The organism is Saccharopolyspora sp. NPDC003752 (assembly GCF_053605825.1).
This window is the reverse complement of record NZ_JBSGJZ010000022.1, coordinates 21,218-45,508: the sequence shown is the minus strand read 5'-3', so window position 1 is coordinate 45,508 and position 24,291 is coordinate 21,218. Positions and strand designations below refer to the sequence as shown.

General features: G+C 71.1%; 22 protein-coding genes. 9 read left to right on the top strand and 13 right to left on the bottom strand.

All coding sequences use genetic code 11. The annotated features are described in order from the left end of the window. Positions 1-26: 26 nt before the first annotated feature. From ACWEV3_RS26145 to ACWEV3_RS26135, 3 genes are read right to left on the bottom strand one after another with little or no spacing between them, the layout of a single operon-like run. On the bottom strand, positions 27-563 hold the full coding sequence (locus tag ACWEV3_RS26145; protein WP_452616421.1) for a GNAT family N-acetyltransferase: 537 nt from the start codon (positions 561-563) through the stop codon (positions 27-29). After that, positions 560-1,027 carry a GNAT family N-acetyltransferase gene (locus tag ACWEV3_RS26140; RefSeq protein ID WP_452616420.1) on the bottom strand — a complete coding sequence of 156 codons (468 nt, stop codon included), beginning with the start codon at positions 1,025-1,027 and terminating at the stop codon, positions 560-562. Before ACWEV3_RS26140 ends, ACWEV3_RS26145 begins: the two co-directional genes overlap by 4 nt. Then, a complete protein-coding gene (locus tag ACWEV3_RS26135; RefSeq protein ID WP_452616504.1) occupies positions 1,024-1,512 on the bottom strand; it encodes a GNAT family N-acetyltransferase in 489 nt (162 codons plus the stop codon). The genes ACWEV3_RS26140 and ACWEV3_RS26135 overlap by 4 nt, the downstream gene beginning before the upstream one ends. 124 nt (positions 1,513-1,636) lie before the next feature. On the opposite strand from ACWEV3_RS26135, the gene ACWEV3_RS26130 reads away from it, so the two are divergent. Then, the gene (locus ACWEV3_RS26130) at positions 1,637-2,401 is read left to right on the top strand and encodes an SDR family NAD(P)-dependent oxidoreductase (RefSeq protein ID WP_452616419.1); all 765 of its coding nucleotides are present in this window, start codon (positions 1,637-1,639) and stop codon (positions 2,399-2,401) included. 52 nt (positions 2,402-2,453) lie between these two features. Here the strand turns inward: ACWEV3_RS26130 and ACWEV3_RS26125 are convergent, their stop codons facing one another. Beyond that, positions 2,454-3,854: an Nramp family divalent metal transporter gene (locus ACWEV3_RS26125; protein WP_452616418.1), complete on the bottom strand. Its 1,401-nt coding sequence runs from the start codon at positions 3,852-3,854 to the stop codon at positions 2,454-2,456. A 169-nt stretch (positions 3,855-4,023) separates the two neighbouring features. On the opposite strand from ACWEV3_RS26125, the gene ACWEV3_RS26120 reads away from it, so the two are divergent. Continuing rightward, positions 4,024-4,467, top strand: coding sequence for a DUF4383 domain-containing protein (locus ACWEV3_RS26120; protein ID WP_452616417.1), 444 nt, complete (start codon positions 4,024-4,026; stop codon positions 4,465-4,467). Between the two features lie 83 nt (positions 4,468-4,550). On the opposite strand, the gene ACWEV3_RS26115 is transcribed toward ACWEV3_RS26120, so the two are convergent. Continuing rightward, positions 4,551-4,769, bottom strand: a complete 219-nt coding sequence (locus tag ACWEV3_RS26115; protein ID WP_452616416.1) for a hypothetical protein — start codon at positions 4,767-4,769, stop codon at positions 4,551-4,553. Positions 4,770-5,232: 463 nt separating this feature from the next. Further along, positions 5,233-5,808 (bottom strand): GNAT family N-acetyltransferase, encoded by a 576-nt coding sequence (locus ACWEV3_RS26110; protein ID WP_452616415.1) that lies wholly within the window; start codon positions 5,806-5,808, stop codon positions 5,233-5,235. Positions 5,809-6,062: 254 nt separating this feature from the next. Here ACWEV3_RS26110 and ACWEV3_RS26105 point away from each other — a divergent pair, with 254 nt between their 5' ends. Continuing rightward, positions 6,063-8,426, top strand: a complete 2,364-nt coding sequence (locus ACWEV3_RS26105; RefSeq protein ID WP_452616414.1) for a xanthine dehydrogenase family protein molybdopterin-binding subunit — start codon at positions 6,063-6,065, stop codon at positions 8,424-8,426. 111 nt (positions 8,427-8,537) lie between these two features. On the opposite strand, the gene ACWEV3_RS26100 is transcribed toward ACWEV3_RS26105, so the two are convergent. After that, positions 8,538-9,014 carry a hypothetical protein gene (locus ACWEV3_RS26100; RefSeq protein ID WP_452616413.1) on the bottom strand — a complete coding sequence of 159 codons (477 nt, stop codon included), beginning with the start codon at positions 9,012-9,014 and terminating at the stop codon, positions 8,538-8,540. 36 nt (positions 9,015-9,050) lie between these two features. Next, complete coding sequence (locus ACWEV3_RS26095) at positions 9,051-9,578, bottom strand: CGNR zinc finger domain-containing protein (protein WP_452616412.1); 528 nt, start codon at positions 9,576-9,578, stop codon at positions 9,051-9,053. A gap of 78 nt (positions 9,579-9,656) precedes the next feature. On the opposite strand from ACWEV3_RS26095, the gene ACWEV3_RS26090 reads away from it, so the two are divergent. Both ACWEV3_RS26090 and ACWEV3_RS26085 read left to right on the top strand, forming a co-directional pair. Next, positions 9,657-10,475: an alpha/beta fold hydrolase gene (locus ACWEV3_RS26090; protein ID WP_452616411.1), complete on the top strand. Its 819-nt coding sequence runs from the start codon at positions 9,657-9,659 to the stop codon at positions 10,473-10,475. A 97-nt stretch (positions 10,476-10,572) separates the two neighbouring features. Next, positions 10,573-11,700 carry a hypothetical protein gene (locus ACWEV3_RS26085; RefSeq protein ID WP_452616410.1) on the top strand — a complete coding sequence of 376 codons (1,128 nt, stop codon included), beginning with the start codon at positions 10,573-10,575 and terminating at the stop codon, positions 11,698-11,700. Here ACWEV3_RS26085 and ACWEV3_RS26080 read toward each other — a convergent pair. Continuing rightward, the gene (locus ACWEV3_RS26080) at positions 11,683-14,670 is read right to left on the bottom strand and encodes a GH116 family glycosyl hydrolase (RefSeq protein WP_452616409.1); all 2,988 of its coding nucleotides are present in this window, start codon (positions 14,668-14,670) and stop codon (positions 11,683-11,685) included. The two genes, ACWEV3_RS26085 and ACWEV3_RS26080, sit on opposite strands and share 18 nt — an antisense overlap. Positions 14,671-14,911: 241 nt before the next feature. On the opposite strand from ACWEV3_RS26080, the gene ACWEV3_RS26075 reads away from it, so the two are divergent. Further along, entirely contained in the window at positions 14,912-16,249 is a 1,338-nt protein-coding gene (locus tag ACWEV3_RS26075; protein WP_452616408.1) for an MFS transporter, read from the top strand. Here ACWEV3_RS26075 and ACWEV3_RS26070 read toward each other — a convergent pair. Beyond that, the gene (locus ACWEV3_RS26070) at positions 16,235-17,386 is read right to left on the bottom strand and encodes a MalY/PatB family protein (protein ID WP_452616407.1); all 1,152 of its coding nucleotides are present in this window, start codon (positions 17,384-17,386) and stop codon (positions 16,235-16,237) included. The genes ACWEV3_RS26075 and ACWEV3_RS26070 overlap by 15 nt on opposite strands. An 82-nt stretch (positions 17,387-17,468) precedes the next feature. Between ACWEV3_RS26070 and ACWEV3_RS26065 the strand changes: the two genes are divergently transcribed. Next, a complete protein-coding gene (locus tag ACWEV3_RS26065) occupies positions 17,469-18,491 on the top strand; it encodes a phosphotransferase enzyme family protein (RefSeq protein ID WP_452616406.1) in 1,023 nt (340 codons plus the stop codon). Here ACWEV3_RS26065 and ACWEV3_RS26060 read toward each other — a convergent pair. Then, a complete protein-coding gene (locus tag ACWEV3_RS26060) occupies positions 18,488-19,318 on the bottom strand; it encodes an MOSC domain-containing protein (protein ID WP_452616405.1) in 831 nt (276 codons plus the stop codon). The two genes, ACWEV3_RS26065 and ACWEV3_RS26060, sit on opposite strands and share 4 nt — an antisense overlap. Before the next feature lie 139 nt (positions 19,319-19,457). Then, positions 19,458-19,940, bottom strand: coding sequence for an NUDIX domain-containing protein (locus tag ACWEV3_RS26055; RefSeq protein WP_452616404.1), 483 nt, complete (start codon positions 19,938-19,940; stop codon positions 19,458-19,460). Between the two features lie 114 nt (positions 19,941-20,054). On the opposite strand from ACWEV3_RS26055, the gene ACWEV3_RS26050 reads away from it, so the two are divergent. Then, the gene (locus tag ACWEV3_RS26050) at positions 20,055-21,101 is read left to right on the top strand and encodes a DNA polymerase IV (RefSeq protein WP_452616403.1); all 1,047 of its coding nucleotides are present in this window, start codon (positions 20,055-20,057) and stop codon (positions 21,099-21,101) included. A gap of 100 nt (positions 21,102-21,201) precedes the next feature. On the opposite strand, the gene ACWEV3_RS26045 is transcribed toward ACWEV3_RS26050, so the two are convergent. Beyond that, positions 21,202-21,687 carry an Lrp/AsnC family transcriptional regulator gene (locus ACWEV3_RS26045; protein WP_452616503.1) on the bottom strand — a complete coding sequence of 162 codons (486 nt, stop codon included), beginning with the start codon at positions 21,685-21,687 and terminating at the stop codon, positions 21,202-21,204. A gap of 133 nt (positions 21,688-21,820) precedes the next feature. Between ACWEV3_RS26045 and ACWEV3_RS26040 the strand changes: the two genes are divergently transcribed. Beyond that, complete coding sequence (locus ACWEV3_RS26040; protein ID WP_452616402.1) at positions 21,821-24,133, top strand: transketolase-like TK C-terminal-containing protein; 2,313 nt, start codon at positions 21,821-21,823, stop codon at positions 24,131-24,133. Positions 24,134-24,291 lie beyond the last annotated feature (158 nt).

The following is a 24,291-nucleotide window of genomic DNA, read 5'->3' as shown; positions in this document are numbered from 1 at the left end:
CTCGGCGCGCGGATGGGGAAAACGATCTAGCTCGCCGGTTGGTCGAGGGTCAGGTGCCAGGCTCGTTCGCCGTCGTGCCACTGGTCCGTTGGTCGCAGGCCCGCCGCCGTCGCCACCGCCGCCGATGCGTGGTGGTCCGGGTGGATGTGGGCGAGGACCGCGCGCACCGGTTTCCGGCGGAGCCAGCCCACCAGGCCGCGCGCCGCTTCCGTCGCGATGCCCCGCTGCTGCCAGTCCGTGCCCACGATCCAGGCGATCTCGGCGATCGGTCCCGGGTAGGCCGGGCTCAGCGTCGCCTGCACCGTGCCGACGAGGATTTCCTCGCCGGACAGCCGGATCACCCAGTTGCACCAGGACACCTCGGGATCCGGCGGGCCGGCGAGCATCCGCTCGTAGCGGGTCCGCAGTTCCTCCAGCGTGAGCGGGGCACCGCCGATGAAGGCGTACAGCTCCGGGTCCGCCAGCACGCTCGCCATCTCCGCGGCGTGGTCGATGCGCAGCGGCATCAGGTCGAGCCGCTCGGTCCGGACCACCTGCGGCCTGATGCCGCCCGCCGAGCTCATCGCAGGCTCTTGCGGAAGTGGATCAGCTCGTAGTGCCCCGCCGGGCTCCGGTGGGTCTCCACGTATCCCATGCGCCGGTAGAGCCGCAGGTTCGAGGTGCTGTGCTCGCCGGTGAACAGTTCGATCGCCTCGACCTGAGCCGGGAGGTTCTGCTCGACGTGCAGCAGCATGCCGGTGCCGAGGCCGTGGCCCTGCCGGTCGGGCGCGACCATCAGCCGACCCAGCTCCGCCGTCGCCCCGCTGAGCTCCACGCGAACGGATGCGACCAGCCGCCCCGCCTCGCGGCAGCCCCACGCCAGGCACGACGGCCGGGCGAGGTCGGCGCGCACGTCGTCGAGGGACTGCATCAGCGGCGGCATCCGGACGTCGTCGTGGGCCTGCGCCTCGGTCACGTACGCCGCGCGTTGCAGCGTCAGCACTTCGCCGGCGTCCGCGACCGTCAGGCGCTCGACTTGCCCGCTCACAGCTTCTTCTCGAACCAGTGCTCGGCGTACGGGCCCTGGTTGTAGGCCGGGATCTCGTGGAAGCCGTTCTTGGCGTAGAGGTTGCGGGCCTCCACGAGATCGTTGCGGGTGTCCAGGCGGATCGAGCGGAACCCCAGCTCCTTCGCGTGCTGCTCGACGGCGGCCAGCAGCCCGGTGCCGACGCCGAGGCCGCGGGCCTGCGGCCGGACGTACATCCGCTTGAGCTCCGCGATGCCGGGTTCCATCGGGCGGATCCCGACGCAGCCGAACGGTTCCGCGCCGCGGGCCATCAGGAACACGCCCTCCGGCGGGTGCAGGCCGTCGTTGGGATCGTCTGCGATCGTCTCGTCGATCTCGGCCGTGGTGGCAGGGCGACCGTAGTACCGCCTGACCATCTCGTCGGTGTACTCGCGCAGCAGCGCAACGACCACGGGTTCTTCCACGCCGACCGGCTCGACGGTCCAGTGCTGGTTCACGTCATGCATTCTCACCGGCCTGTCCACCGGATATAGGCCGGGCCTTCGGTTCCGTTCGCGAACCGGACTTTGACCGGCGTCGAGGGGCGTGCTTTGAATGGGCCGAGCACACCGGTGTGGAAAGGATCTGCGCATGCGCCTGGAAGGTATTTCGGCGGCGGTGACCGGCGGGGCGTCCGGTCTCGGCCTCGCCACCACCCAGAAGCTGGTCAAGGCTGGGGCCAAGGTCACCATCATCGACCTGCCGACGTCGCAGGGCGCGGAGGTCGCCAAGGAACTCGGCGACGCCGTGCGCTTCGCGGCCGCCGACATCACCGACGAGCAGCAGTTCGCCGCAGCCCTCGACGTCGCGGACGAGGTCGGGCCGCTGCGCGCGCTGGTGCACTGCGCCGGGCGCGGGGCCCGCATCCGGCTGGTGGAGAAGGACGGCCAGCCCGGCGCGCTGGAGCCCTTCGAGGACGTCATCCAGCTGAACCTGGTCGGCTCCTACAACGCGCTGCGGCTCGGCGCGGCGCGGATGGCGAAGCACGACGCAGTCGACGACGAGCGCGGCGCGATCGTGCTGACCGCGTCGGTGGCGGCGTTCGACGGGCAGATCGGGCAGATCGCCTACACCGCGTCGAAGGCGGCGATCGTCGGCATGACGCTGTGCTCGGCGCGCGACCTGGCGAGCAAGGCGATCCGGGTGTGCACCATCGCGCCGGGCATCATGGACACCCCGCTGCTGGGGCGGCTGCGCGAGGACGTGCGCAAGTCGCTGGAGGCCTCGGTGCCGAACCCGAAGCGCCTCGGCGAGCCGGCCGAGTTCGGCGCGCTGGCCTGCCACATCGTGGAGAACCCGTACCTCAACGGCGAGACGATCCGCCTGGACGGCGCCATCCGCATGGCCCCCCGCTGACCCCACGACACGCTGAGGGCGCCTCCCGGCCGGGAGGTGCCCTCAGCGCTGGTCAGTCGAAGGAGACGCCGAAGACGCTGAGGAGGCTGTAGACGCCCAGCAGGCTGATCGCGATGCTGCTGATCACCAGCAGGGCGTTGAAGGCCTTCGAGCCGTGCAGGCGCTTGTCGACCTGGGTGTTGCGCAGGTACCAGGTCGCGACCACCACCGCCGGCAGGAAGATGCCGGTCATGATGCCGCCGATCTGCACCATCACCACCGGCGAGTTGACGAACAGGTAGGCCGCGCCCCACAGGATCGGCAGCGCCACCGTGAAGCCGCGGATCCACTTCTGCCGGGAGCGGGCGTTCTGCCAGTCCATCACGCCCAGCTCCGCCAGGACGTTGACGTACATCCGCGACCAGCTCGGGATCGCGGCCCACAGGGTGGAGCCGAGCACCGCGATCGCGCCGATGAGGAACGCCACGGCCGCCCACTCGCCGATGACGTCGGTGTACATCTGCGACAGCGTGGTGATCATCTCGTTGCCCTTGAGCACCAGGCCCTGCGGATTGAGCACCGAGGCGCCCATGATGTAGAACGCCAGGGTGCTGAAGGTGTAGATCACCCAGGACAGGAAGACGTCCTTGTACATCACCTTGATCCAGCCCTGAGCGCGGTTCTGCCACGCCTCGCTGCCGTCGTTCGGGCCGACCCAGCGCGCGTAGCCCTTCTCCACGCACCAGTAGGTGTAGAAGGTGATCTCGTCGGCGCCGACGCCGGTGATGCCGAACATCGCCACCGCGGCGCCGATGGCGCCGGCGGGAATGGTGAAGGTGAGGCCGCTGAGCAGGTCGCCGCCGCTGTAGCCGAACGGCGTGAACGGCAGGCCGAGCGCGATCACCACGGTGGCCACCGAGAACACCGCCACCAGCGCGAAGGCGCCGCGTTCGATCAGGTTGTAGTTGTTGGAGTACAGCAGCGCGATGCTGCCGGCGACGATGATGATCGTCCACACCGTGAGCGAAGTGGAGCCGAGCGGATCGCCGCCGACCGGGATCAGCATGCTCATCGCGACCGCGGTGCCGCCGACGATGCCGCCGACCTGCAGCAGCTTCGACAGCGCCATGAGCATCCACAGCAGGTTGATCCAGCCGACCCGGCCGATCTTCGGCGGCACCTGGTTGAACCCGGTGAGCGCGGGCTTGCCGGTGATGATCGTCCAGCGGGCGAGCTCGGCCTGCACCGCGACCTTGACGGCGGTGGACAGGATCACCATCCACAGCAGGGCGAAACCTACTTCCGCGCCGAGCGCGGTGGTGGCGATGAGCTCGCCGGAACCGACGATCGAGGCGCTCACGATCAGGCCGGGGCCGAGGTAGCGGAGGCAGGACTTCCAGCCCTTGGGGGGTTTCTTCACGCCGTCCGCGGTGAGAACGTACGGATCGTCGCCGCTCGCGACCGATGTTCCCATCGGGCACTCCCTTGTGCTCAGAATTTCACATTTGTGAAGATGTATTTGTGGATGTGAAAACTACAACCGCGAACGGGGCCGGTCAACGGACCGGGAAGCACGGTTCGACGCAGGTTTTCGATCGCCCCGCGACGGGCATTCGGGAGGCGAGCGCGTCCGGAGGTGCCCGATGGTTTCCCGTTCGCGATGGCAGCGCCCGCTGACGCGCTGGCAGTTGGTGCTGGGCGCGGAAGGCCTGTTGCTGATCCTGCTCGGCCTGCTGGGACTGGTGAACGGCGGTCGGCAGGCAGGAGGCGCCGCGGTGCTGGTGGTCTTCCACCTCAACACCGCGCACAGCGTCCTGCTGCTGATCGCCGGTGCGCTGGCGCTGGTCGCCGTGCCGTGGCGGCGCGGGGTGGCGCTGTTCGCGGCGGTGCAGATGGTCGGCGGCGTGATGCTGTTCGTCTACGGCACCGCGGAAAGCACTGCGGGGGAAGGGAGAACGCCGTTCCTGTTGCATCCGGCCGAGAACTTCCTGCACGCGGGCCTGGCCGTGCTCGGCTTCATCATCCTGTGCGGCGTGGAGTCGACGCCGCGCCCGGTCCGGCCGCGCCGCATGGTCCCCCGGCATTGAGGTGGTAGGCGTTGACCACGGCCGCCCCGGCATCCCGGACAGCCGCTTCGGACGGACGCCTGGCGCGCGGTGCGACCCCGCTGTCAGAGGTTTTCAGCAGAGAGGTCAATGGCCGGTTCCATCGACACCGCCAACACGGTGTTGATCTCGTGGCGCAGTTCGTCCTCGCTGTCGAACCCGACGTTCACGTCAGCATGACCCGGCAGGCTGTAAGTGAGCCGCCAGGCCCCGCCGACCGTCCGTGTGGCCGTTAGCTGCACCTCGAAGTCTTGCGGCCCGTACCGGATCACGAAACCGTCCATTTTGATACCTTCGTCCTTCTCGCCTCAGCATGCGAATGCCGTGGGTTGGAAGCACAGGGCATTACGACCTTGGGCGAGTGAGGTGGTGCCCCGCCGGACGCCGAGTTGACCGGGTAACGCAGCAGTGAAAGCGAGCCCGCCTCAAGCGGCGACCGAAGGTTCTCGCGTTGCCGTGTTCGGTGGTCAGTGCGTTCAGCGGGGGCCCGAAGAAGAGGCCCGGGCGTTGCTGGGCACGCACGGGCGTTCGGATGGTCATGGGATGATCCAATCCAAGCCGAACAGGATGGCCGCTCGGCTCGCTAGAGCTGTGAAGAGAGCGGCCCTGCGTCGTGTCAGCGAGTGACGTGATGGGAGCAGCCCTGTCGATTGCACAAGCAACCAGTTCAGCCAGCTACCCGCAACCCTACGCTCCCGGGAACGGAAGAAGCAGAAAGCGACCGTCGGTCCGGTCGGGGCCCCGTCATCACTGCGCGCCGTAGCCGGGCGGCAGGTCCGCACGCGGCGCCAAACGGTCCAGGTCCGCTGGCCGAAGCCGGTAGAGCTCCACGGTCTGCCCGAAGTACTTGTCCGTCTCCCCGGCCCATTCCATGCCGTTGTCGCGCACCGTCTCCGCAGTCCGGACGTTGTCCGGCCGGACCACCGCGAAAAGCTCATCGACCTCGTGCTCGAACGCCCAACGAGCCAGCGCGAACATCGCCTCACCGGCGTAATCCTGCTCCCAGAATTCCGGAAGCACGTGCCATCCCACTTCGAGGTCTTGATTGCCGGGCGGCAGCGGCAGCAGGGACGCACCACCGATCACACGGTCATCCTCGCGTCTCTGGACGCACCAGCGCCCCACGGGCGGGATGGCTCTGACGTCCTCGGCGATCCACTGCCGCAACAACAGGCGCATGGCCACGATGTCGGGAACCGTCTCCATGATCGGACTCAGCCACCGCGTCACCTCGGCGCTGCCGTACACGTCGAGCGCCGCTTCCGCGTCCTCGATGCGCCAGGTCCGCAGGAGCAACCTGTTCGTGACCAGCTGCCGAGCCATGCTGCCAGGATAACCGCCCATATGCGGTCTTCGCGGACACCGCCCACGCCAGAACCTGGACAACAGCAGGGAAACAAGAGGCTATTCGCCATGGCGGGCCAAACCGCTCACCAGGCCGGACAACCGGCCCGGTCGGTTCCGGCGCCGCCCGATTGGGGACGGAGCGGGAATTTCCGGCGGGTGTTCGGCGTTGGGCTCCGACCGCAACCGGATTTCCGGTGCTTGTCGGCGACGGGACGGATAGGGTTTCGAACATGGTGGGTTCATTGCTGGGGACCGAAGTCCAACGGGTCGAGGACCCGGAACTGCTCCGCGGTCGGGGCACCTACGTCGGCAACCTCGAACTGGCGGGCATGCTGCACCTCGGGTTCGTCCGCTCGCCGCTCGCGCACGCGCGGCTGGGCAATGTGGACGTCACGGCGGCCGCCGCCGCGCCGGGCGTCGTCGCGGCGTTCACGGCGGCCGACCTGGACGTGCCGATTCCGCCGCCGTTCATCGAGCTCAACGCGCAGTGCGCGCGGCCGCCGCTGGCCACCGACCGGGTCCGGTTCGTCGGCGAGGCCGTCGCCGTGGTCGTCGGCGAGAGCGCCGCGGCGGTCGCCGACGCGATCGAGCTGGTCGACGTCGACTACGACCCGCTGCCCGCCGTCGCCGACCCGGAGCAGGCCCTGGACCCCGAGGCGGAGCAGCAGTTCCCGGAGCTGGGTTCGAACGTGGCCGCCGGATATCGCGACGCGGTCGGGGCGGACGTGCTGGCCGAAGCGGACGTCGTGGTCCGGGCCCGCATCGAGAACCAGCGCGTCGCGGTGGTTCCGTTGGAGGGCAACGCGATCGCGGTGCAGCCGGGCGGCCCGGACGAGGAGTACGACGCCACGGTGCACGTCTCGACGCAGATGCCGCACGGCCTGCGGGACGGGGTGGCCAAGGCGTTCGGCTGGGAGCCGGAACGGGTGCGGGTGATCTCCCCGCACGTCGGCGGCGGGTTCGGCGGCAAGGCCGGGGTGATCCCCGAGCACGCGGTGGCGGTCGCGGTCGCCAACCGCCTGGGGCGGCCGGTCCGGTGGATCGAGACGCGCTCGGAGAACATGCAGGCGATGCCGCACGGCCGGGCGCAGGTGCAGTTCGCGGAGCTGGGCCTCAAGCGCGACGGCACGATCGTCGGGCTGCGCTGCCGCGTGATCGGTGACTCCGGTGCCTACGCGGGCTGGGGCGGCATCCTGGCCATGGGCTCGACGCGCATGATGTCGCAGGGCGTCTACCAGATCCCGAAGATCAGCTACGACGCCGTCGCCGCGATGACCAACACCACGCCGACCGGCGCGTTCCGCGGCGCGGGGCGGCCGGAGGCCGCGGCGATGCTGGAGCGGATGATGGACCTGGCCGCGGCCGAACTGGACGTGGACCCGGTTGCGTTGCGGCGCAAGAACTTCCTGGTGCCGGAGTCCTTCCCGTACAAGACGGTGGTCGGCGCCAACTACGACAGCGGCGACTACGAGCTGCCCTTCGCCGAGGCCCTGCGGCTGGCCGACTACGACGCGCTGCGCGCCGAGCAGGCCCGGCGCATCGCCGCCGGCGAGAAGGTGCTGCTGGGCATCGGCTTGGCCGCGTACGTGGAGATCACCGGCGGCGGCTCGGGCGAGTACGCCGAGGTCGAGGTGCATGAGAACGGCGCCCGGATCAAGGTCGGCACGTCCGCGCACGGGCAGGGGCACGCGACCTCGTTCGCCATGATCGTCTCCGACACGCTGGGCATCCCGATGGAGTCGATCGAGTTCGTGCAGTCCGACACGGCGCAGGTGCCGCGCGGCGGCGGCACGGGCGGGTCCCGGTCGCTGCAGATCGCGGGCAGCGCGGTGCAGGAGGCCGGCACCACGGTGCTGCAGAAGGCCAAGGAGCTGGCGGCGTCCCGGCTGGAGGCGTCCGTCGACGACATCCAGGTGACCGACGGCGGCGAGCTCGGCGTGGCCGGGGTGCCGAGCGCGACGATCGCGTGGGCGGAGCTCGCCAGCGCCGCCGCCGACGACGGCGACCGGCTGGCCGCGAACGTCGACTTCGCGCCCGGCGGTGCGACGTTCCCGTTCGGCGCGCACGTGTCGGTGGTCGAGGTGGACACCGAGACCGGGTTCGTCCGGCCGCTGCGGCACGTCGCGGTGGACGACTGCGGCCGGGTGCTCAACCCGATGATCGTGCGCGGCCAGCAGCACGGCGGCGCGGCGCAGGGCATCGCGCAGGCGCTGTGGGAGCAGGTGACCTTCGACGCCGAGGGCAACCCGGAGACCGGCACCCTCGCCGATTACACGATCCCGTCGGCGGCGGACCTGCCGTCCTTCGAGGTGTCGAACACCGAGACCCCGAGCCCGCACAACCCGTTGGGCGCCAAGGGAATCGGCGAGTCCGCCACCATCGGCTCGACCCCGGCGGTGCAGAACGCCGTGGTGGACGCGCTCAAGCACCTCGGGGTCCGGCACATCGACATGCCGACCACCCCGGAGCGGGTGTGGCGGGCGATCCAGGCCGGCCCCTCCGCGACGTACTGGCAGGAGCCGCCGGCGGCGTTCGAGGCGCTGCCGCTGCGTCCGGACGACGCCCCGGATGACGCCGACGAGGCCGTCGCCTGATCAGGTTCGAGTCCCACGCGAAGGGCGTCCCCCGCCGAGCAGCGGGGGACGCCCTTCGTCGTCCGGGGTCGTGGGTGGCTGTGCCGGTAAGAACCGGAGCGAGCGCTCGCGTCAGGCGCGGCGGGCGCCCGGCGGCCAGACGACCGTGACGGGAAGTCCGCGGTCGCGGGCGGCGGCGACGATGTCGGCGGTGCCGCCGGGTCCGGCGGGTGGGCGGCCGTCCCAGACCGCGATCAGGTGGTTCGCCGTGTCGAGCATGCGCAGGCCGGCCGCCAGGTAGGCCTGCGGTTCCGCGGCGACGTAGTCGAGCTCGACGGTCTCGGACGCCTCCGCGCGGAGCGCGTCGAAGGTCGCGAGGTGCGATTCGGGCAGCGAGTCGCGGTACCCGCTGGCCGGGAGGATCACGGCGAGCCGGCCGCCGTGGTCGAGCACGAGCCGCGCGAAGATGCTGTCCGCGCCGTCGGCGAGGCAGGTGAGCCCCACGAGCTCGGCGGCCTGGTAGCCGCCGATCTCCGCGCGCAGCCCGTCGGCCACCATTCGGGCTGTTTCCGCAGGCAAGCCCCTGTGCCCGGTGATCGCAACCCGCATCGAACGCCCTCTTCCTCGTGGTGAACGCCGGTCGGATCAGGCCTTGCGGCGCGTTCGGTAGGCACGCATCTTGTGGCGCGCTCCGCAGATGTCCATGCTGCACCAGACGCTGTTGTTGCCCGGTGACCTGTCGTAGTACAGCCAGCGGCAGTCGTCGGCCCGGCAGACCTTGAGCCGGCCCGGCTTGCCGGCCAGCCCGTCGACCACCAGGGTCGCGACGAGCCGGCCGACGAGCCGCTCGACGGCGGACCCGTGCGCGGTCGGGATCACCACCTGGCCGTCCTGCCACTGAGGCGCCCCGAGCAGGCGGCTCGCGTAGTCGTTCAGCTCCGCGGAGCCGGTTCCGGCGAGATGATCGCGGATCGCCTCCCGGGCCCGCACCAGTCCCAGGCGCCCGGGTTCGTCCAGCTCGTCGGCGGCCTGGGGCCAGTCGTGCGCGCGCAGCCAGGCCTGGGCGCCTGCCACGTCCGCGAAGGCGTCCTCGTCGTGCAGGAAGCGCGCGGAGTTGCCGAACGCTTCGACTGCTTCCAGCTCGCCCGGTGCGGCCGGTCGGTCGTATGCCACGACATCAGATTACCGACATGTCGAATCTGATGGTAACGTTACCGGCAGAGTGCATAAGGCAGTAACGAGGAGGTCGAGATGAACTGGGAGCTGCCGGAGCGGCACGAGTCGCCACATGGAACGGTGCGCTGGGCGAGCCTGGGGCAGGGCGATCCGGTGGTGCTGATGCACGGGACGCCGTTCTCCTCGTACGTCTGGCGCGATGTCGCCGGGGCGCTCAGCGCCCGGCACCAGGTGTTCGTCTGGGACATGCCGGGCTACGGGCAGTCCGAAAAGCGCGACGGCCAGGACGTCTCGCTGGCCGCCCAGCAGGAGGTGTTCACGGGCCTGCTGCGGCACTGGGGCCTGCGCGCCCCGTCGGTGATCGCCCACGACTTCGGCGGCGCGGTGGCGCTGCGGACGGCGCTGCTGGACGGTGTCCGATATGGACGGCTGGCGCTGATCGACGCGGTGAGCGTGCGCCCGTGGGGTTCGGAGTTCTTCCGCCTGGTGCACGACAACCACGAGGTCTTCGAGGCGCTGCCGCCGACACTGCACGAGGCGCTGGTCCGCCGCTACATCACGACGGCGGCGCACCGCGAGCTGCGCGGCGAGGTGCTCGACGCGCTGGTCGTGCCCTGGCTCGGCGAGGCGGGCCGGCCGGCGTTCTACCGGCAGATCGCCCAGGCCGACGAACGCTTCACCCGCGAGGTCGAGGACCGCTACGGGGAACTCGACTGCCCGGTCCTGATCGCCTGGGGAGACCAGGACGCGTGGCTGCCGCCGGAGCGCGCGAAGGACCTGGCGAAGCGGATCCCGCACGCCGAGCTGGCCTGGATCGGCGAAGCCGGCCACCTGGTGCAGGAGGACAACCCGGCGAAGGTGACCGCGCTCGTCACGGACTTCCTCGGCCGCTGATCGCCAGACGTCCCGCGGCTTGCGTCGAAGTCATCAGCGTTCGAGGCGCGGCCTGGCTTGATCGTCGTGTCAGAGGTCGGTGCCAGAATCTCGCGGCATGGTGAGGAGAACGGTTCGGGCGCTGGCCGGCCTGCTGGTTCGTTCGGGCATGGTGGCGGAGGAGAAGTCCGCCGAAGTGCTGGCCCGCATCGGCAAGCGGAACGATCTGGACGAGGAGCTGGCGGAACACGACATCTTCGGTTGGCTCCCGGAGTTCGGCATCGCGATCTCGGTGCACGGTGAAGACGTCGACCACGTCGAGGGCTACTACCGGTACCTGCTGGAACGGGAGGTGGCCGCGTGCACGGGTGGCGCGGTGGTCGTCTCGGATCTCGTGCTGGTGCGCGACGAGGACGACTACGAGTTCCTGCACTTCCTGCGCAACGGCGAGTCCGTCTGGTGGTCGGTCGAGCACCAGTCCGATGACTACGCGGACCAGGGAGCAGTGGCGACGCAGATCATCGACCTGACCCCGGGCGGCGACGATCCGCGCGTGTTCTACCAGCTCCGACGGGAGAAGGTGGAGGCATGCCAGGACGATGTGCACGTCCTGGCGTCGCCGGCGCAGGCCAGGGCGCTTCGCGACGAGTTCGGCCTGGATTTCCACGGGCCGGACGTGGAGTGGCCGTGTCGCGGGGCGGCGCCGACGGCGGAGCCGGGCACGGTCGAGTGGTACATGCAGGAGGATCGCCGGTACATGACCGAACCGGCGAAGGAGTTCCTCGACCGGTGGTTGTCCGATATGGACGGTGCGCTCGACGGGTGGCGTGCCGGATTCCTGCCGGAGGACTTCCCGTTCGACTTCTCCACGAGCTCCCTGGACGCGCTGGGACGGCTCGTGCTCGACCGGTTGCCCGACCGGTCGGCGGTCCGCGAAGCGGCCGAGGACCCGTTCGTCGTGGGCGCGGTCCGCTACCTCGGCGAGACGCTGATCCGGAACGTGCCGAGCCACTGGGGCTACCAGGACCTGGTGGGGGACGTGGACGACTGGATGCCGAAGATTCGGCCCAACACCCCGGACGCCTTCCAGCTGATCGTGACCCCGCTGCACGAGCTCTGCGCTGCCGCCGGCGATCGCGATTCCGGCATCCTCGGCAGGTCGGCCGAGGATCTGCACGACTCGGCCGACCGGTACGCGAAGGCGCTGCGGGCGCTCGGCTCGATGCGGTCAGAGGTGGAGGTCTAGGCGCTGGCCCGCGTTGATCGTGCAGGTCTCGGGGAAGCGGAGCAGCGGGCCCGATTCATCGGCGCTCGTCCGCACGTCGACCGGGGCGCCGTCGAGGGTGGCTCGTGGTTCGGCGGCGGTCGCGTCGAGGCGGAGGGTCCGCAGCTCCAGGCGGCCGTGGTGCAGCTCGATCGAGCTGGTGCGCTGGGATTCGCTGCGCGTCTGCCGGTAGCGGCCCCAGCCCTCGGCCGTCGCGAAGGCGGCCGCGAAGTCCTCGGGGCGGATCTTGGGGGCGAAGCCCAGGTGCCCATTGGGGCCGTGGTGCTCGAAGCCGAGCGCGCTCAGGTAGGTGCCGAAGCTGGCCATCGAGCGCGCGTAGTGGTCGCTGCACTCGATCTCGTTGTACGGGTTGCGCCGCAGCGGGCCGTACCTGTCGTGCACGGAGCGGGCGATCGCCAGACCCTCGCCGACCATGCCCTCGGCGATCAGGTGCGCGGCCACCTGGTACTCGATGCCGTGCCAGGCCTCGTTGAAGTAGCTGGTCGACCAGTTGTCGCCGGCCTCGTCGCCGCCGCCGTCCGGCCAGGTGCACATCACCAGCGCCGGGACGTCGGCGTCGTAGAAGATCCGCCCGCCGTCGATCGGGCTGTGCTCCCGGTATTCCATCGGCCGGGGCACGAAGTTGTGCCGCCAGATGCTGCGCAACGCCGACCTGGTCGGCTCGGGCGGCAGCACGCGGGGCAACCCGAGCTGGGCGGCCCAGCTCTGCCCGAGCAGCTGGTCGGCGAAGCAGCCCCGGTTGGTGTTGACCGAGCCCGGGTGCGCCGGGTCGAGCTCGTGCACGAAGTACTCGCCGTTGAACAGGTCCCGGACGATCACCTCGGTCCCGTTGGCGGCCAGTTCGGCGCAGCGCCGGGCGAACGCGTCGTCGCCGACCTCGCGGGCCATCGCCTCCCCGGCCCGCAGCGCCGCGACGTACAGCCCGGAGAGCCAGCTGTTGCGGCCGAACCAGGTGGCGTCCTGGGTGTTGGGCTGCGCGCCGTCGAGGATCCCGTCGGGCTCGGCGTCGGAGCCGATCAGGTACTCGACCGCCTGCCGGGTTCGCGGCCAGACGCGTTGCAGCCAGCTGGAATCCGGCGACATCTGATGCTCGCGGTAGATCCGCAGGACCGTCCCGGCCTGCCCGTCGACGGCCGGGCTGCGGTCGGCCTCGCCGCGCATGCTCAGCTGCCCGGTCGCGGCGTGGAATCCGATGCCCAGGTCGACGCGTTCCCGCGTGTCCCGCTCCACGGCCGGGAACAGCCGGGCGAGCGCGTGCGCGTAGTGCCACACGTGCGTGCAGGTGCCAGCGCAGCAGTAGGCGCCCTCCCAGCCGTAGAACCGGCCGTCGGCGAAGCGGTAGCAGGTCGACGTCGACAGGATCGTGGTGTTCGCGGCGACCCGCTCCAGGAACCAGTGCGGCAGCGTCGAATCCTCGTACCAGGCGCGAGTCCACGCCCGCGTCGCGCCGAGCAGCCGATCCTGTTCGCGAGCCAGGTGCGCGACGACGTCTTGCGCGTTGCCGAAGCGGTTCGCGTAGTGCCGCAGCAGCTCCCGGCTGTGCTCCAGGAACGCCAGCCCTTCCCGGTCCGGCACCGGGAAGTACCAGGCCAGCGCGAACCGGATCGTCCGCTGTTCGCCCGGTTTCAGCGTCACGGCCGCCGCGACCACTCCGGCGCCGCGCCGAGTCAGTCCGTCCACTGTGGATGATCCCGGCGCCGGTGCGAAGACGTCGCTCGGTGATTCGAAGGTCTCCGTCGCCGGGCAGACCCGTGCCCGGTCGGCGCCGAGCACGGCCAGGGCGACGCTGCCGTGGTCCGGCAGTTCCGGCAGGGCGGGCTGGGTGGGGGCGTGATCGGTGAGCCGGAGCTGGTCGACGCCGACGTGGCCCCACGGCCCGGTCTCGGCGTCGATGATCTCGATGACCGCGTCCTCGCCCTGCCACGGCCCCAGGTACAGCACCCGGTCGGCGAGCCGGTCGCTGAACGAGCCGGTGGCGGTGCCGACGACCGCGCCGCCCACGACGACGTTGAGGCAGCACGTGCCGGGGTAGTTGCCGCCGCTGAGGCGGAACCGCAGGTAGTCGCGCTCGATCCGGAACGGCTCGCTGCGCAGCGAACCGGTCGCGCGATCCCGCGCCCCCGCGTCGGTGCCGGGGGCGCTCGCGTGCGAGTCGGCCATCCGCATCCCGAACGCGCCCGCCTCGCCCTGGTAGCCGGGCCGGTCGAGGGTGCGGACCGGGCCGCTGCCGAACGCGTCGCCGGTCACCGACCAGCCCGCGTAGTCGGGCTTTTCCCAGTCCTCCAGCACGATGTCGGCGCGACCCGGGTTCTCCGGCGCTGCGTCGGCGGCGGTGAACTGCACGCCGGCCGCGCCGTCGAGGGCGAACTCCCGGGAGCGCAGCCGGAGCGGCCGGGTGTGCCTGCTGGTCAGGCAGACGGGATTCGCCAGGAACCCGGCGATCTCGACCTCCGCCGTGGTCGTCCCGGTGTTCGTCGCGGTGTAGTCGAGGAACACGGCGGGGTAGGAGCTGTCGTCGATCTCGGTCGGGACGAACGGCGAGCAGGCGTTCAGCGCGATCCGCACCGGCTCGCCCGGATCGGCGTAGTCGACCTCCGCCGCAGGTGGCCGCCCGGCGAAGGTCACCTCCGGGAAGTCGCGCGCGTCGAGCCAGCGGGCGCGTTCGCCGTCGCCGTCGGTGACGCGCACCGCGAAGCCGTGCTCGAACGGCGAGCTCGGCAGCGGTGGGCGGGTGAAGTGCAGGTCGTTGATGTTGGCCGGGGCGGTGCGGTTGTCGACGTCCCAGAGCCACAGGCGCCCGTCGCCGCCCAGGTAGAGCTGTCCGCAGCCGATGCCGCCGATCGGCATCCCGACGAACTTCAGCTCCTCGCCGCGAAACCGGCTCGGGGTGCCGCGGTCGGACAGGTCTTCGCGTTCAGCTTCGGCGGACACGACGCAACTCCCTCTGCGCTACCGCGCGGGTGGCCGATTTCGGTGCGAAACCAGTCGATTCTAGGAATTCACTGCGTGATCGCGTGATTACTCGGTACGTTGATCATCCGGTCGGAGGAACGGCCGGAGATCGTTACCGGCCGTGAGGATGCCCACTATGCGGGAGTCGTGTCTCGGCTAGTGGTCGGCCGAGGTTTAGAGTGCTGACGTCCATTCGTGTCACGAGGAAGGTTTCGGCGCCATGGCGGTCGGCCAAGCCCCAGCACCAGGAGTGCGGGGTTCCGGAGCATCGGGAGATCCCACCCCGCGGAACTCGACCCGGCAGGTCGTGCTCGCCAGCCTCGTAGGCACCTCGATCGAGTTCTACGACTTCTACGTCTACGCGACCGCCGCGGTGCTGGTCTTCCCGCGCCTGTTCTTCCCGGCGGGCGACCCCACCGCCGCGACCCTGCAGTCGCTGGCGACGTTCGCGATCGCCTTCGTCGCCCGCCCGGTCGGCTCCGCGCTGTTCGGGCACTTCGGCGACCGCATCGGCCGGAAGTCCACGCTCGTCGCGTCGCTGCTGACGATGGGCATCTCGACCGTGCTGATCGGCCTGCTGCCCGGCTACGAGCAGATCGGCGTCGTCGCGCCGCTGCTGCTGGCGCTGTGCCGGTTCGGCCAGGGCCTGGGCCTCGGCGGCGAGTGGGGCGGCGCCGCGCTGCTGGCCACCGAGAACGCGCCCGCGGGCAAGCGGGCCTTCTTCGGCACCTTCCCCCAGCTGGGCGCGCCGATCGGGTTCTTCTTCGCCAACGGCCTGTTCCTGCTGCTGTCGGAGTTCATGGACGACGCGACGTTCCTGTCCTGGGGCTGGCGCGTGCCGTTCCTGGTGTCGGCGGTGCTGGTCGTGGTCGGCCTGTGGGTGCGGCTGAGCATGCACGAAACCCCGGCCTTCGCGAAGGTCGTGGCGCGCAACGAGCGCGCGAAGGTGCCGTTCGCGCAGGTCTTCCGCAGCGACCTCAAGGCGCTGGTGCTCGGCACGTTCATCATGCTGGCCACCTACGTGCTGTTCTACCTGATGACGGTGTTCTCGCTGTCCTACGGCACGGCCAAGACCGGCCTGGGCTACGAGCGCTCGCAGTTCCTGGTCATGCTGCTGGTCGGCGTGGTGTTCTTCGGCCTGACGGTCCCGCTGGCCGGCTGGCTGGCCGACCGCTACGGGCGGCGTCCCACGCTGATCATCACCACCGTCGCGATCATCGTGTTCGGCCTGCTGCTGGGCCCGTGGTTCGGCGCTGACTCCGGCGTGGCCACGGTGACGTTCCTGATCGCCGGGCTCGGCCTGATGGGCATGACGTTCGGGCCGATGGGCGCGGTGCTGCCGGAGCTGTTCCCGACCGCGGTGCGCTACACCGGCGCGTCGGTGTCCTACAACCTGGCCAGCCTGCTGGGCGCCTCGGTCGCCCCGTACATCGCGACCTGGCTGGCCAGCTCCTACGGACTGGGCTGGGTCGGCGTCTACCTGGCGGCGATGGGCGCCATCACGCTGATCGCGCTGATCATCTCCAGGGAGACCCGCGAGACGTCAATCGAGCACTGAACCCAACCGCGCGAGCAGCTCGTCCAGCAGCGGCAGCGAGGTCGCGTGGTTGAAGCGGACGAAGCCCCGTCCGGCCGTCGAGCCGGGCGGGGCGTAGTTCGTTCCGGAGTTGACCCGGACCCGGGCGTCCCGCAGCAGCACCTCCGCCGGTTCCGGCCCGAGCTCGCGGACGTCCAGCCAGGCCAGGAACCCCGCCTGCCCGCGGTGCACCCGGACCCGCGAGCGCTCGCCCGCCCACTCCTGCAACCGGTCGCGCGTGCGGTCCAGGTAGCTGCGCACCGCGGTCAGCCAGCCGCCGTCGTCCCGCCACAGGGCGGTCGCCACGGCCAGCCCTGCTGCCGGGGCGCGCATCTTCTCGTGCGGCGGGATGAGGTCGAGGAGGTGCTTCGTCGATTCCTGGCACACCAGCACCGCGGACTTGAGCCCCGGGACGTTCCACCCCTTGGACGCGCTGGTCACCGTGACGGCCCGGTCGCCGACGGCGGCGAAGGGGACGAAGTCCTGATCGCTCGCGCGCAGCGGCGCGTGGACCTCGTCGCTGATCACGAAAGCCCCGTGCCGGTCGGTGATTTCCGCGAGCGTCCGCAGTTCGTCGCGCGACCAGATCCGGCCCGTCGGGTTGTGCGGGTGGCACAGCAGCACCGCCTTCGCGCCGGTGGCGAGCGCGTCGGCGACGGCGTCGAAGTCGATCCGCCAGCCGTCCTCGGCATCGAGCAGCGGGCATTCCCGGACCGGCCGGCCGAGGTGGTCGAGCAGGCCCAGGAGCGGCGGATAGGCCGGGGTCAGCAACACGATGCCGTCGCCGGGCGCGGTCAGGCGGCGCACCGCCGCCTCCAGCCCGGCCAGCACGTCGGCGACGGGTGAGACCAGTGCGGGATCGACGCGCCAATCCTGTTCCCGCGCAACCCAATCCGCGAACGCCGCGAGGTGCTCGTCGATCACCGGGTAGCCGAAGTCGGCGCGCTCGACCAGCTCCAGCAGCACATCGCGGGCCACCGGGCACAGCGGGTAGTCCATCTCGGCGATCCAGGCGGGCAGGACGTCGGGATCGACCAGGGCCCACTTCTGGGAGCGGCGCCGCCGCAGCTCGTCGGGGCGCAGGGCGTCGAATTCGGCGTGCAGTTCCGCAACCGTCATTCTCGTCATTATGCGCTGGCGGCGGTGCTCGATCGGCGAAATTCGTTGGCGCGACGCCGGGTTCGCGTGGTTAGGTGCGGTCATGTCCGACATCGCCGCTGCTGAGCGCCTGCGGGCGTGGGTCCGGGAAGACTTCGGCATCGACCTCGTGGCGATCGATCCGGTGGGCAGCGGTGCGGACGTGGCGGCCGAAGTCGGGCGCGGGACTTCCGCGGCGGGGGAGCGGTACGCGGTCAAGTGGAGCGGCGGCGGCACGACGGCGGGGCTGGCGGTGTCGGCGTGGCTCGCCGGGCGCGGAGTGCCGGGCGTCGCCGGGCCGGTGCCGACGCGTAGCGGCGGGTTGTGGAGCGAGCGCGCGGGGCGCCGGCTGTCCCTGGCGCCGTGGGCGTCCGACGAGGGCGCGCTGGACGGCGGGATGACGGCAGAGCACTGGGAGGCTTATGGGGCAATGCTCGCGCAGGTGCACGCCATGCCCGTGGCGGAGGCGCCGGAGTCGCTGCCGCGCGAGGAACACACGCACGAGCGCTGGGCATCGGCGGTGCGCGTGCTCCACGGCGAGTGCACCTCCGGCGAACTCCCGGACGACCCTCTCGTCCGCTCCCTGGCCGCGGAGTGGCGCTCGGCGGCGGACCGCATCGCGGCGCTGCTGACGCACGCCGATGCGCTGGGGCGGAAGCTCCGCGCCCAGTACGCGCCCGAGGTCGTCTGCCACGGCGATCCGCACCTGGGGAACCTGCTGCTGCGCGGTGTGGACGTGTCCCTGATCGACTGGGACGACGCGGTCCTCGCCCCGCGCGAACGCGATCTCCTGTTCGTGATCGGCGGTGTGCTGCTGCCGTTCGCGCCGGTCGGCCGGCAGGAGCAGCAGTGGTTCTTCGCCGGGTACGGGCCGGTGGACATCGACCCGCACCGCCTGGCCTACTACCGGTGCGTGCGCGCCCTGGAGGACCTCGCCGTCCCGGCCGCGCAGGTGCTGGAGAACCGCGCCCCGGAGGCCGAACGAGCGGAGGCGCTGGCCCTCTTCCGGGGCGTGGTGTCGTCCACCGGCCTCGCCGGCCTCGCCCTCGCCCCGGCGGGGAACGGCTCCACGGCGGCCACGAGCTAGATCTCGGCTGCACCCCAGGATTCGACGACGACCTTGTCGCCGACGGACAACCTGCCTGGTCGCACGACCGCGAACTTGGTGCCGAAGGCGATTCCCGCATCCGCCCGCCGGTACCGGGCGAGGGTGCGCAGCGGCTGCGGGCCGGCTCGGCGACCGGTCTCCTGGTCCACGGTCGTGACGGCGCAGCGGATCGCGAGTTTGGCGTAACCCAGCGCCGCTTCGCCGATCGAGATCGTGCGCACCAGGTCTTCGGTGTGCGGTTCGTCCCAGCCGCTGATCACGATGTTGGGCCGGAACCGGTTCATCGGCAGCGGCCCCGAACCGTCCTCGGCCAGCCGTTCGTCGAGCAGGTCCAGCGATGCCGTGGAGATCAGGTGCACGGGGCAGCTGTCGGCGTAGCCGGACGTCCCGGGGGTCGCGCCGTCGGTCACGCGGTCGTGCTCGGGCGGGACCCGCACCAGCCTGCTCGGCGCGCCGAGCAGGTCGGAGAACCACTCCGCGGCGGCGTCCCCCTGATCGATGCCCAGGTGCGGGGCGCCGAACAGGTCGACCGGGCGGCGCGCACCGGTGCTGTTCACGGCGACGGTCAGCGGGTCGGTTCCCGGCGCCGAGAGGGTCATCAGATCCCCGTCGACCCGGGGCTGAGCCACCGCGAGCCGGGGATGTCTGCGCTGGGTCCGGTAGGTGCCGTCGAGGTCGACGACCATGAACGCGCGGTCATGTTCGAGCCCGGCCGGGGTCAGCGCGGAACCGCTCGTCGCGATTCCCGCGCATCCCTTCACCGGGTAGCTGATGAGAGCGGCGATCTCGCCTGGCGCGATGAACATGATGACGCACCTCCTCGGTCAGGAGGCGCCCTTGTGTCCCTTCGCGTCGGCGGCCAAGCGTGGCGGGCACGGCCCGTCGCAGCGCCTCTCGACCGCGTTGCCGAGAAGCCTGCCGATTCGCGGCCTCGTCGTCAACGGGTTATCGCGACAGGCGGCCGGCGGTGCGCAGCAGGTCGAGCAGGCGGTCGACGAACTCGGCCTGGGCGGCGTTGAGCTTCTCGCGGGCGGTGTCCGGATCGCACCACAGGGCCCGGTCGACCTCCGGGAAGCTCTGGCGGTGGCCCGACTTCGGCGGCCACTCCACCTCGAACTCGTTGCTGCGCAACGCGGTCGGATCGAAGTCGCCCTCGACGGCCCAGGCGGTCACGAGCTTGCCGTTGCGCTGCTTCACCTCGCCCAGCGGCGACAGCTCGCGGTCGGTCAGCGGCATGCCGGTCTCCTCGGCGAACTCCCGGACCGCCGCCGACCGCGCGTCCTCGTCGGGCTCGTGCTCGCCCTTCGGGATGGACCAGGCGCCGGCGTCCTTCTTCCGCCAGAACGGGCCGCCCGGATGCACCACGAGGACCTGCGGAGATCCGTCCTCGACCTTGAACAGCAGGATGCCGGCGCTTCGCTTGCTCACGCCACCAGTGTCGCGCACCCGCCCCGGCGCGCGCGACGGAGGTGTCCGATGTGGATGGTGAATCCCCTGCGGTCAGCTCTGGCGCAAATCCCGGAACGCGTCGATGCTGGCAGCGTGGAACGGGTCGTGCTGCACGTGGATCTCGATCAATTCATCGTCGCCGTAGAGCTGTTGCGCCATCCCGAGCTTCGCGGGCGGCCGGTGCTCGTCGGCGGCTCCGGCGACCCGAAGCAGCGCGGCGTCGTGGCCGGGGCGTCCTACGAGGCCCGCGAGTTCGGGGTTCGCTCCGGCACGCCGCTGCGCACTGCGGCGGCCCGCTGCCCGGAGGCGGTGTTCCTGCCCGCCGACCGCGAGACCTACCTCGCCGCGTCCGCCGACGTGATGGGGGCGCTGCGGGAGGTCGGCGGCATCCTGGAGGTCGCCGGGTGGGACGAGGCTTTCATGCTGGTCGACACCGAGGACGCCGAGCTGACCGCGCGATCGGTGCAGCAGCACGTGCGGGAACGCACCGCGCTGGCGTGCTCGGTGGGCATCGGCGACAACAAGCTCCGCGCGAAGCTGGCTTCCGGGTTGGCCAAGCCCGCCGGGGTGTTCCGGCTGGACATGTCCAACTGGGTCGAGGTGATGGCGCACCGGCCGCCGGAAGCGCTGTGGGGCGTCGGCGCGAAGACGGCGAAGAAGCTCGCCGCGCGCGGCATCGCCACGGTCGGCGACCTGGCGCGGACCGCGATGGCGGACCTCGCGGGCGAATTCGGCCCCAACATCGGGCCGTGGCTCGTCGCGCTCGCGCACGGCTACGACTCGACCCCGGTCACCGACGAGCCCTACCAGGCCCGCTCGCACGGCCGGGAGGTCACCTTCCAGCAGGACCTGCGCGACGAGGCCGAGATGCGCTCGGAGATCACCCGCCTCTCGCGCGTCGTCTCGGACGACCTCGCGGCCGAGGACGTCCTGGCCCGCCGCGTCGTCGTGAAGGTGCGGGATTCCCGCTTCGCCACCCACACCCACGGCGTGTCCCTCCCGGCCCCGACCCGCGACGCCGGGGCCATCGACGGCGCGGCCCAGACGGCCCTCGGCCGGTTCCCGCTGGACCGCCCGGTCCGCCTCCTCGGCGTCCGGGCCGAGATCGCCCGAGCAGCGCCGGAATCTGTTGACCGGTAGCTCCGGGTCCGCTGCACGTTCCGCCAGGTGAGGCCCGTGCGTACTTTGTGTCGCTATGGCAGCAAGAAGTGCGCACGGGTCCTGACCAGGCGAAACTCGGCTACTCCTGCTCGCGTTCGGCGAGGGCCTTGCGCAGCAGCGGGGTCAGGCGGAAGTCGACCATGCTGCGCATCGCCAGCGCGAAGTTGGTGCGCTCCACTCCGGGTGTCGCCAGGACCTGCCCGGCGATCCGGTACAGGTCGTCGGCGTCCACCGCGACCACCCGCACCAGCAGGTCGGCCGCGCCGGTGAGGCCGAAGACCTCGACGACCTCCGGGATCTGCGCCATCGACTCGGCGAGCTCGCCGAGCATCTGCTGGGTGACCTGCACGGTGATGAACGCGGTCAGCGGGTGGCCGAGCGAGGCCGGGTCGATGCGCCGCTCGAACGACCCGAGCCTGGGCTCCAGCTTGGCGAGCCGGGCCTGCACCGTGTTGCGGGACAGCCCGACGCGTTCGGCCAGCGCGACCACCGTCGCGCGCGGCTCCTCCCGCAGCGCCAGCAGCAGCCGGATGTCCACCTCGTCGAGCGTGTCGGCGCTGGGCACAATGCTCACCTCCGTTGGCTCGCACCGAGCCGTGCCGGTGCAGAATGCGCAAAATAGGGTCCAGAACTTGTGCAGTGATTGTGCTCTTGGTGTTCTCGTCGAAGCAATGTGGCAACTTTCCCGAGGAGGCGCGATGACCAGCGCGGCACCGGTCCAGGCGGCGACGGCCGAATCCCTGCGCGAGGTCGAGCAGCGGGTGCTGTGGTTGTCGGCCGCGATCATCGACCACGCCAACCGGGTGCGGCCCAACGCGTCGGGGCTCAAGGTCGGCGGGCACCAGGCGTCCTGCGCCTCGATGGTGTCGATCATGACGTCGCTGTACTTCGAGCACCTGACCGCGGCGGACCGGGTCTCGGTGAAGCCGCACGCGTCGCCGGTGCTGCACGCGATCAACTACCTGCTCGGCGAGCTCGACGAGTCGCACCTGACCACGCTGCGCGAGTTCGGCGGCCTGCAGAGCTACCCGAGCCGCACCAAGGACCCCGACCCCGCGGACTACTCGACGGGCTCGGTCGGACTCGGCGCCACCGCCCCGATCTGGGGCGCGGTGGCCCGCCGCTACGTCGACAGCCACGTCGGCGGCGCGGGCACCGGGCGGCAGTACTCGCTGCTCGGCGACGCGGAGCTGGACGAGGGCGCGTGCTGGGAAGCGATCATGGATCCGACCGTCGCCGACCTCGGCGAGGTCGTCTGGATCGTCGACCTCAACCGCCAGTCCCTGGACCGGGTCGTGCCGAACATCGCGGCCAACCGCCTGCAGGGCATGTTCGCCGCCGCCGGCTGGCAGGTGCTCACCCTGAAGTACGGGCGGCTGCTGGAAGAGCTGTTCGCCCGGCCGGGCGGCGAGGCGCTGCGGGCGCGCATCGACGGCATGAGCAACCCGGAGTACCAGCGGTTGCTGCGCTGCACGCCGCAACAGCTGCGCGAGCGGCTGCCCGGCGCCGACGGCGGGGAGATCGCCCGGCTGCTGTCCGATGTGGACGACGAGGCGCTGACCGCGGCGATCCGCAACCTCGGCGGGCACGACCTGGCGGCGCTGGACGGCGCGTTCCGGGCCATCGACGACACCCGGCCGACCGTCATCTTCGCTTACACCGTCAAGGGATACGGCCTGGCCAGCGAGGGCCACCCGCAGAACCACGGCTCGCTGCTGAGCGCGGAGCAGATGCAGCAGCTCGCCGAGAACGTCGGAGCCGACCTGAACGACCCGTGGCACCGCTTCGAGGCCGGCAGCCCGGCGGGGCAGCGGTGCTCCGACGCCGCCGCGCGCCTGCGCCGCCGTGAGCGCCCGCAGGTGTCGCCGCCGGAGCTGCCGGCGGACATCGGGCGGACGCCGACCGGCACCACGACCACGCAGGCCGCGCTCGGCCGCGCGCTGCTGGACCTGACGCGCGGCGCGCCGGACGCCGCGGCGCGGATCGTGACGCTGGCACCGGACGTCAGCTCGTCGACGAACCTGGGCGGCTGGCTGAACAAGGTCGGCGTGTGGTCGCCGACCGAACGGGTGGACTGGTTCGCCGACGACGCCGAGACCATCCTGCACTGGCGGGAACGCCCGGCCGGTCAGCACATCGAACTCGGCATCGCCGAGACGAACCTGGTCGGGCTGCTGGGCGAGCTCGGCGCCACCTGGAGCCGCTGGGGCCAGCCGCTGCTGCCGATCGGCGTGGTCTACGACTGCTTCGTCGGGCGCGCGCTGGAACCGTGGTCGTTCGGGATGTACGCGGGCGGCCAGTCGATCCTGGTGGGCACGCCCTCTGGCGTCAGCCTCGCGCCGGAGGGCGGCGCGCACCAGTCCGTGATCACGCCGTCGATCGGCCTGGAACAGCCGGGCCTGACCAGCTACGAGCCGGCGTTCGCCATCGACACCGAGTGGTGCCTGCTGGCGTCGCTGGCCCGACTCGGCAGGCCCGACGGCGGATCCGCCTACCTGCGCCTGTCGACCCGGCCGGTCGACCAGACGCTCGCGGCGGTGCCCGCCGACCCGGCGGCCCGCGAACGCCGTCGCCGCCTGGCGATCGGCGGCGCGTACCCGCTGCGCCGCCACGAGGCGTCGGAGGTGACGTTGGCGGCGATGGGCGCGCTGGTGCCCGAAGCACTGGCGGCCGCCGACCGGCTCGAAGCGCAGGGCGTCGGCGCGGACGTGGTGTGCGTGACCAGCCCGGGCCTGCTGTTCGAGGCGTTGCGGGCGCGCCAAGGGGCCGGTGGCTCTGCGGGCACCTTGGACCAGGTCTTCCCGGCGCACCGGGCGACGCCGCTGGTGACCGTCCTAGATGGACACCCGCACGCGCTGGCGTTCCTGGCGGGGATCAACCGGGTCCGGGCGGCCCACCTCGGCGTCACGAACTTCGGCCAGTCGGGTTCCCTGGAAGACGTCTACCGCTACCACGGCCTGGACGCGGACACGATCGTCCGCACGGCCCTCGACATCACCGACCACGCCTGACCACAGGTCCTCACGCCCCGGTGGGTCCGCAATTTCCATTGAAATCGAAGGTTCGTTTTCAATGAGGTTTTTCCAGCCTCAATTTGGATGGCGGTGCGGGTGGCGGAACCTCAGAGGCTCCCTGGTCTGTGGGTGCCCCTTCTGATGTATGTCCAATA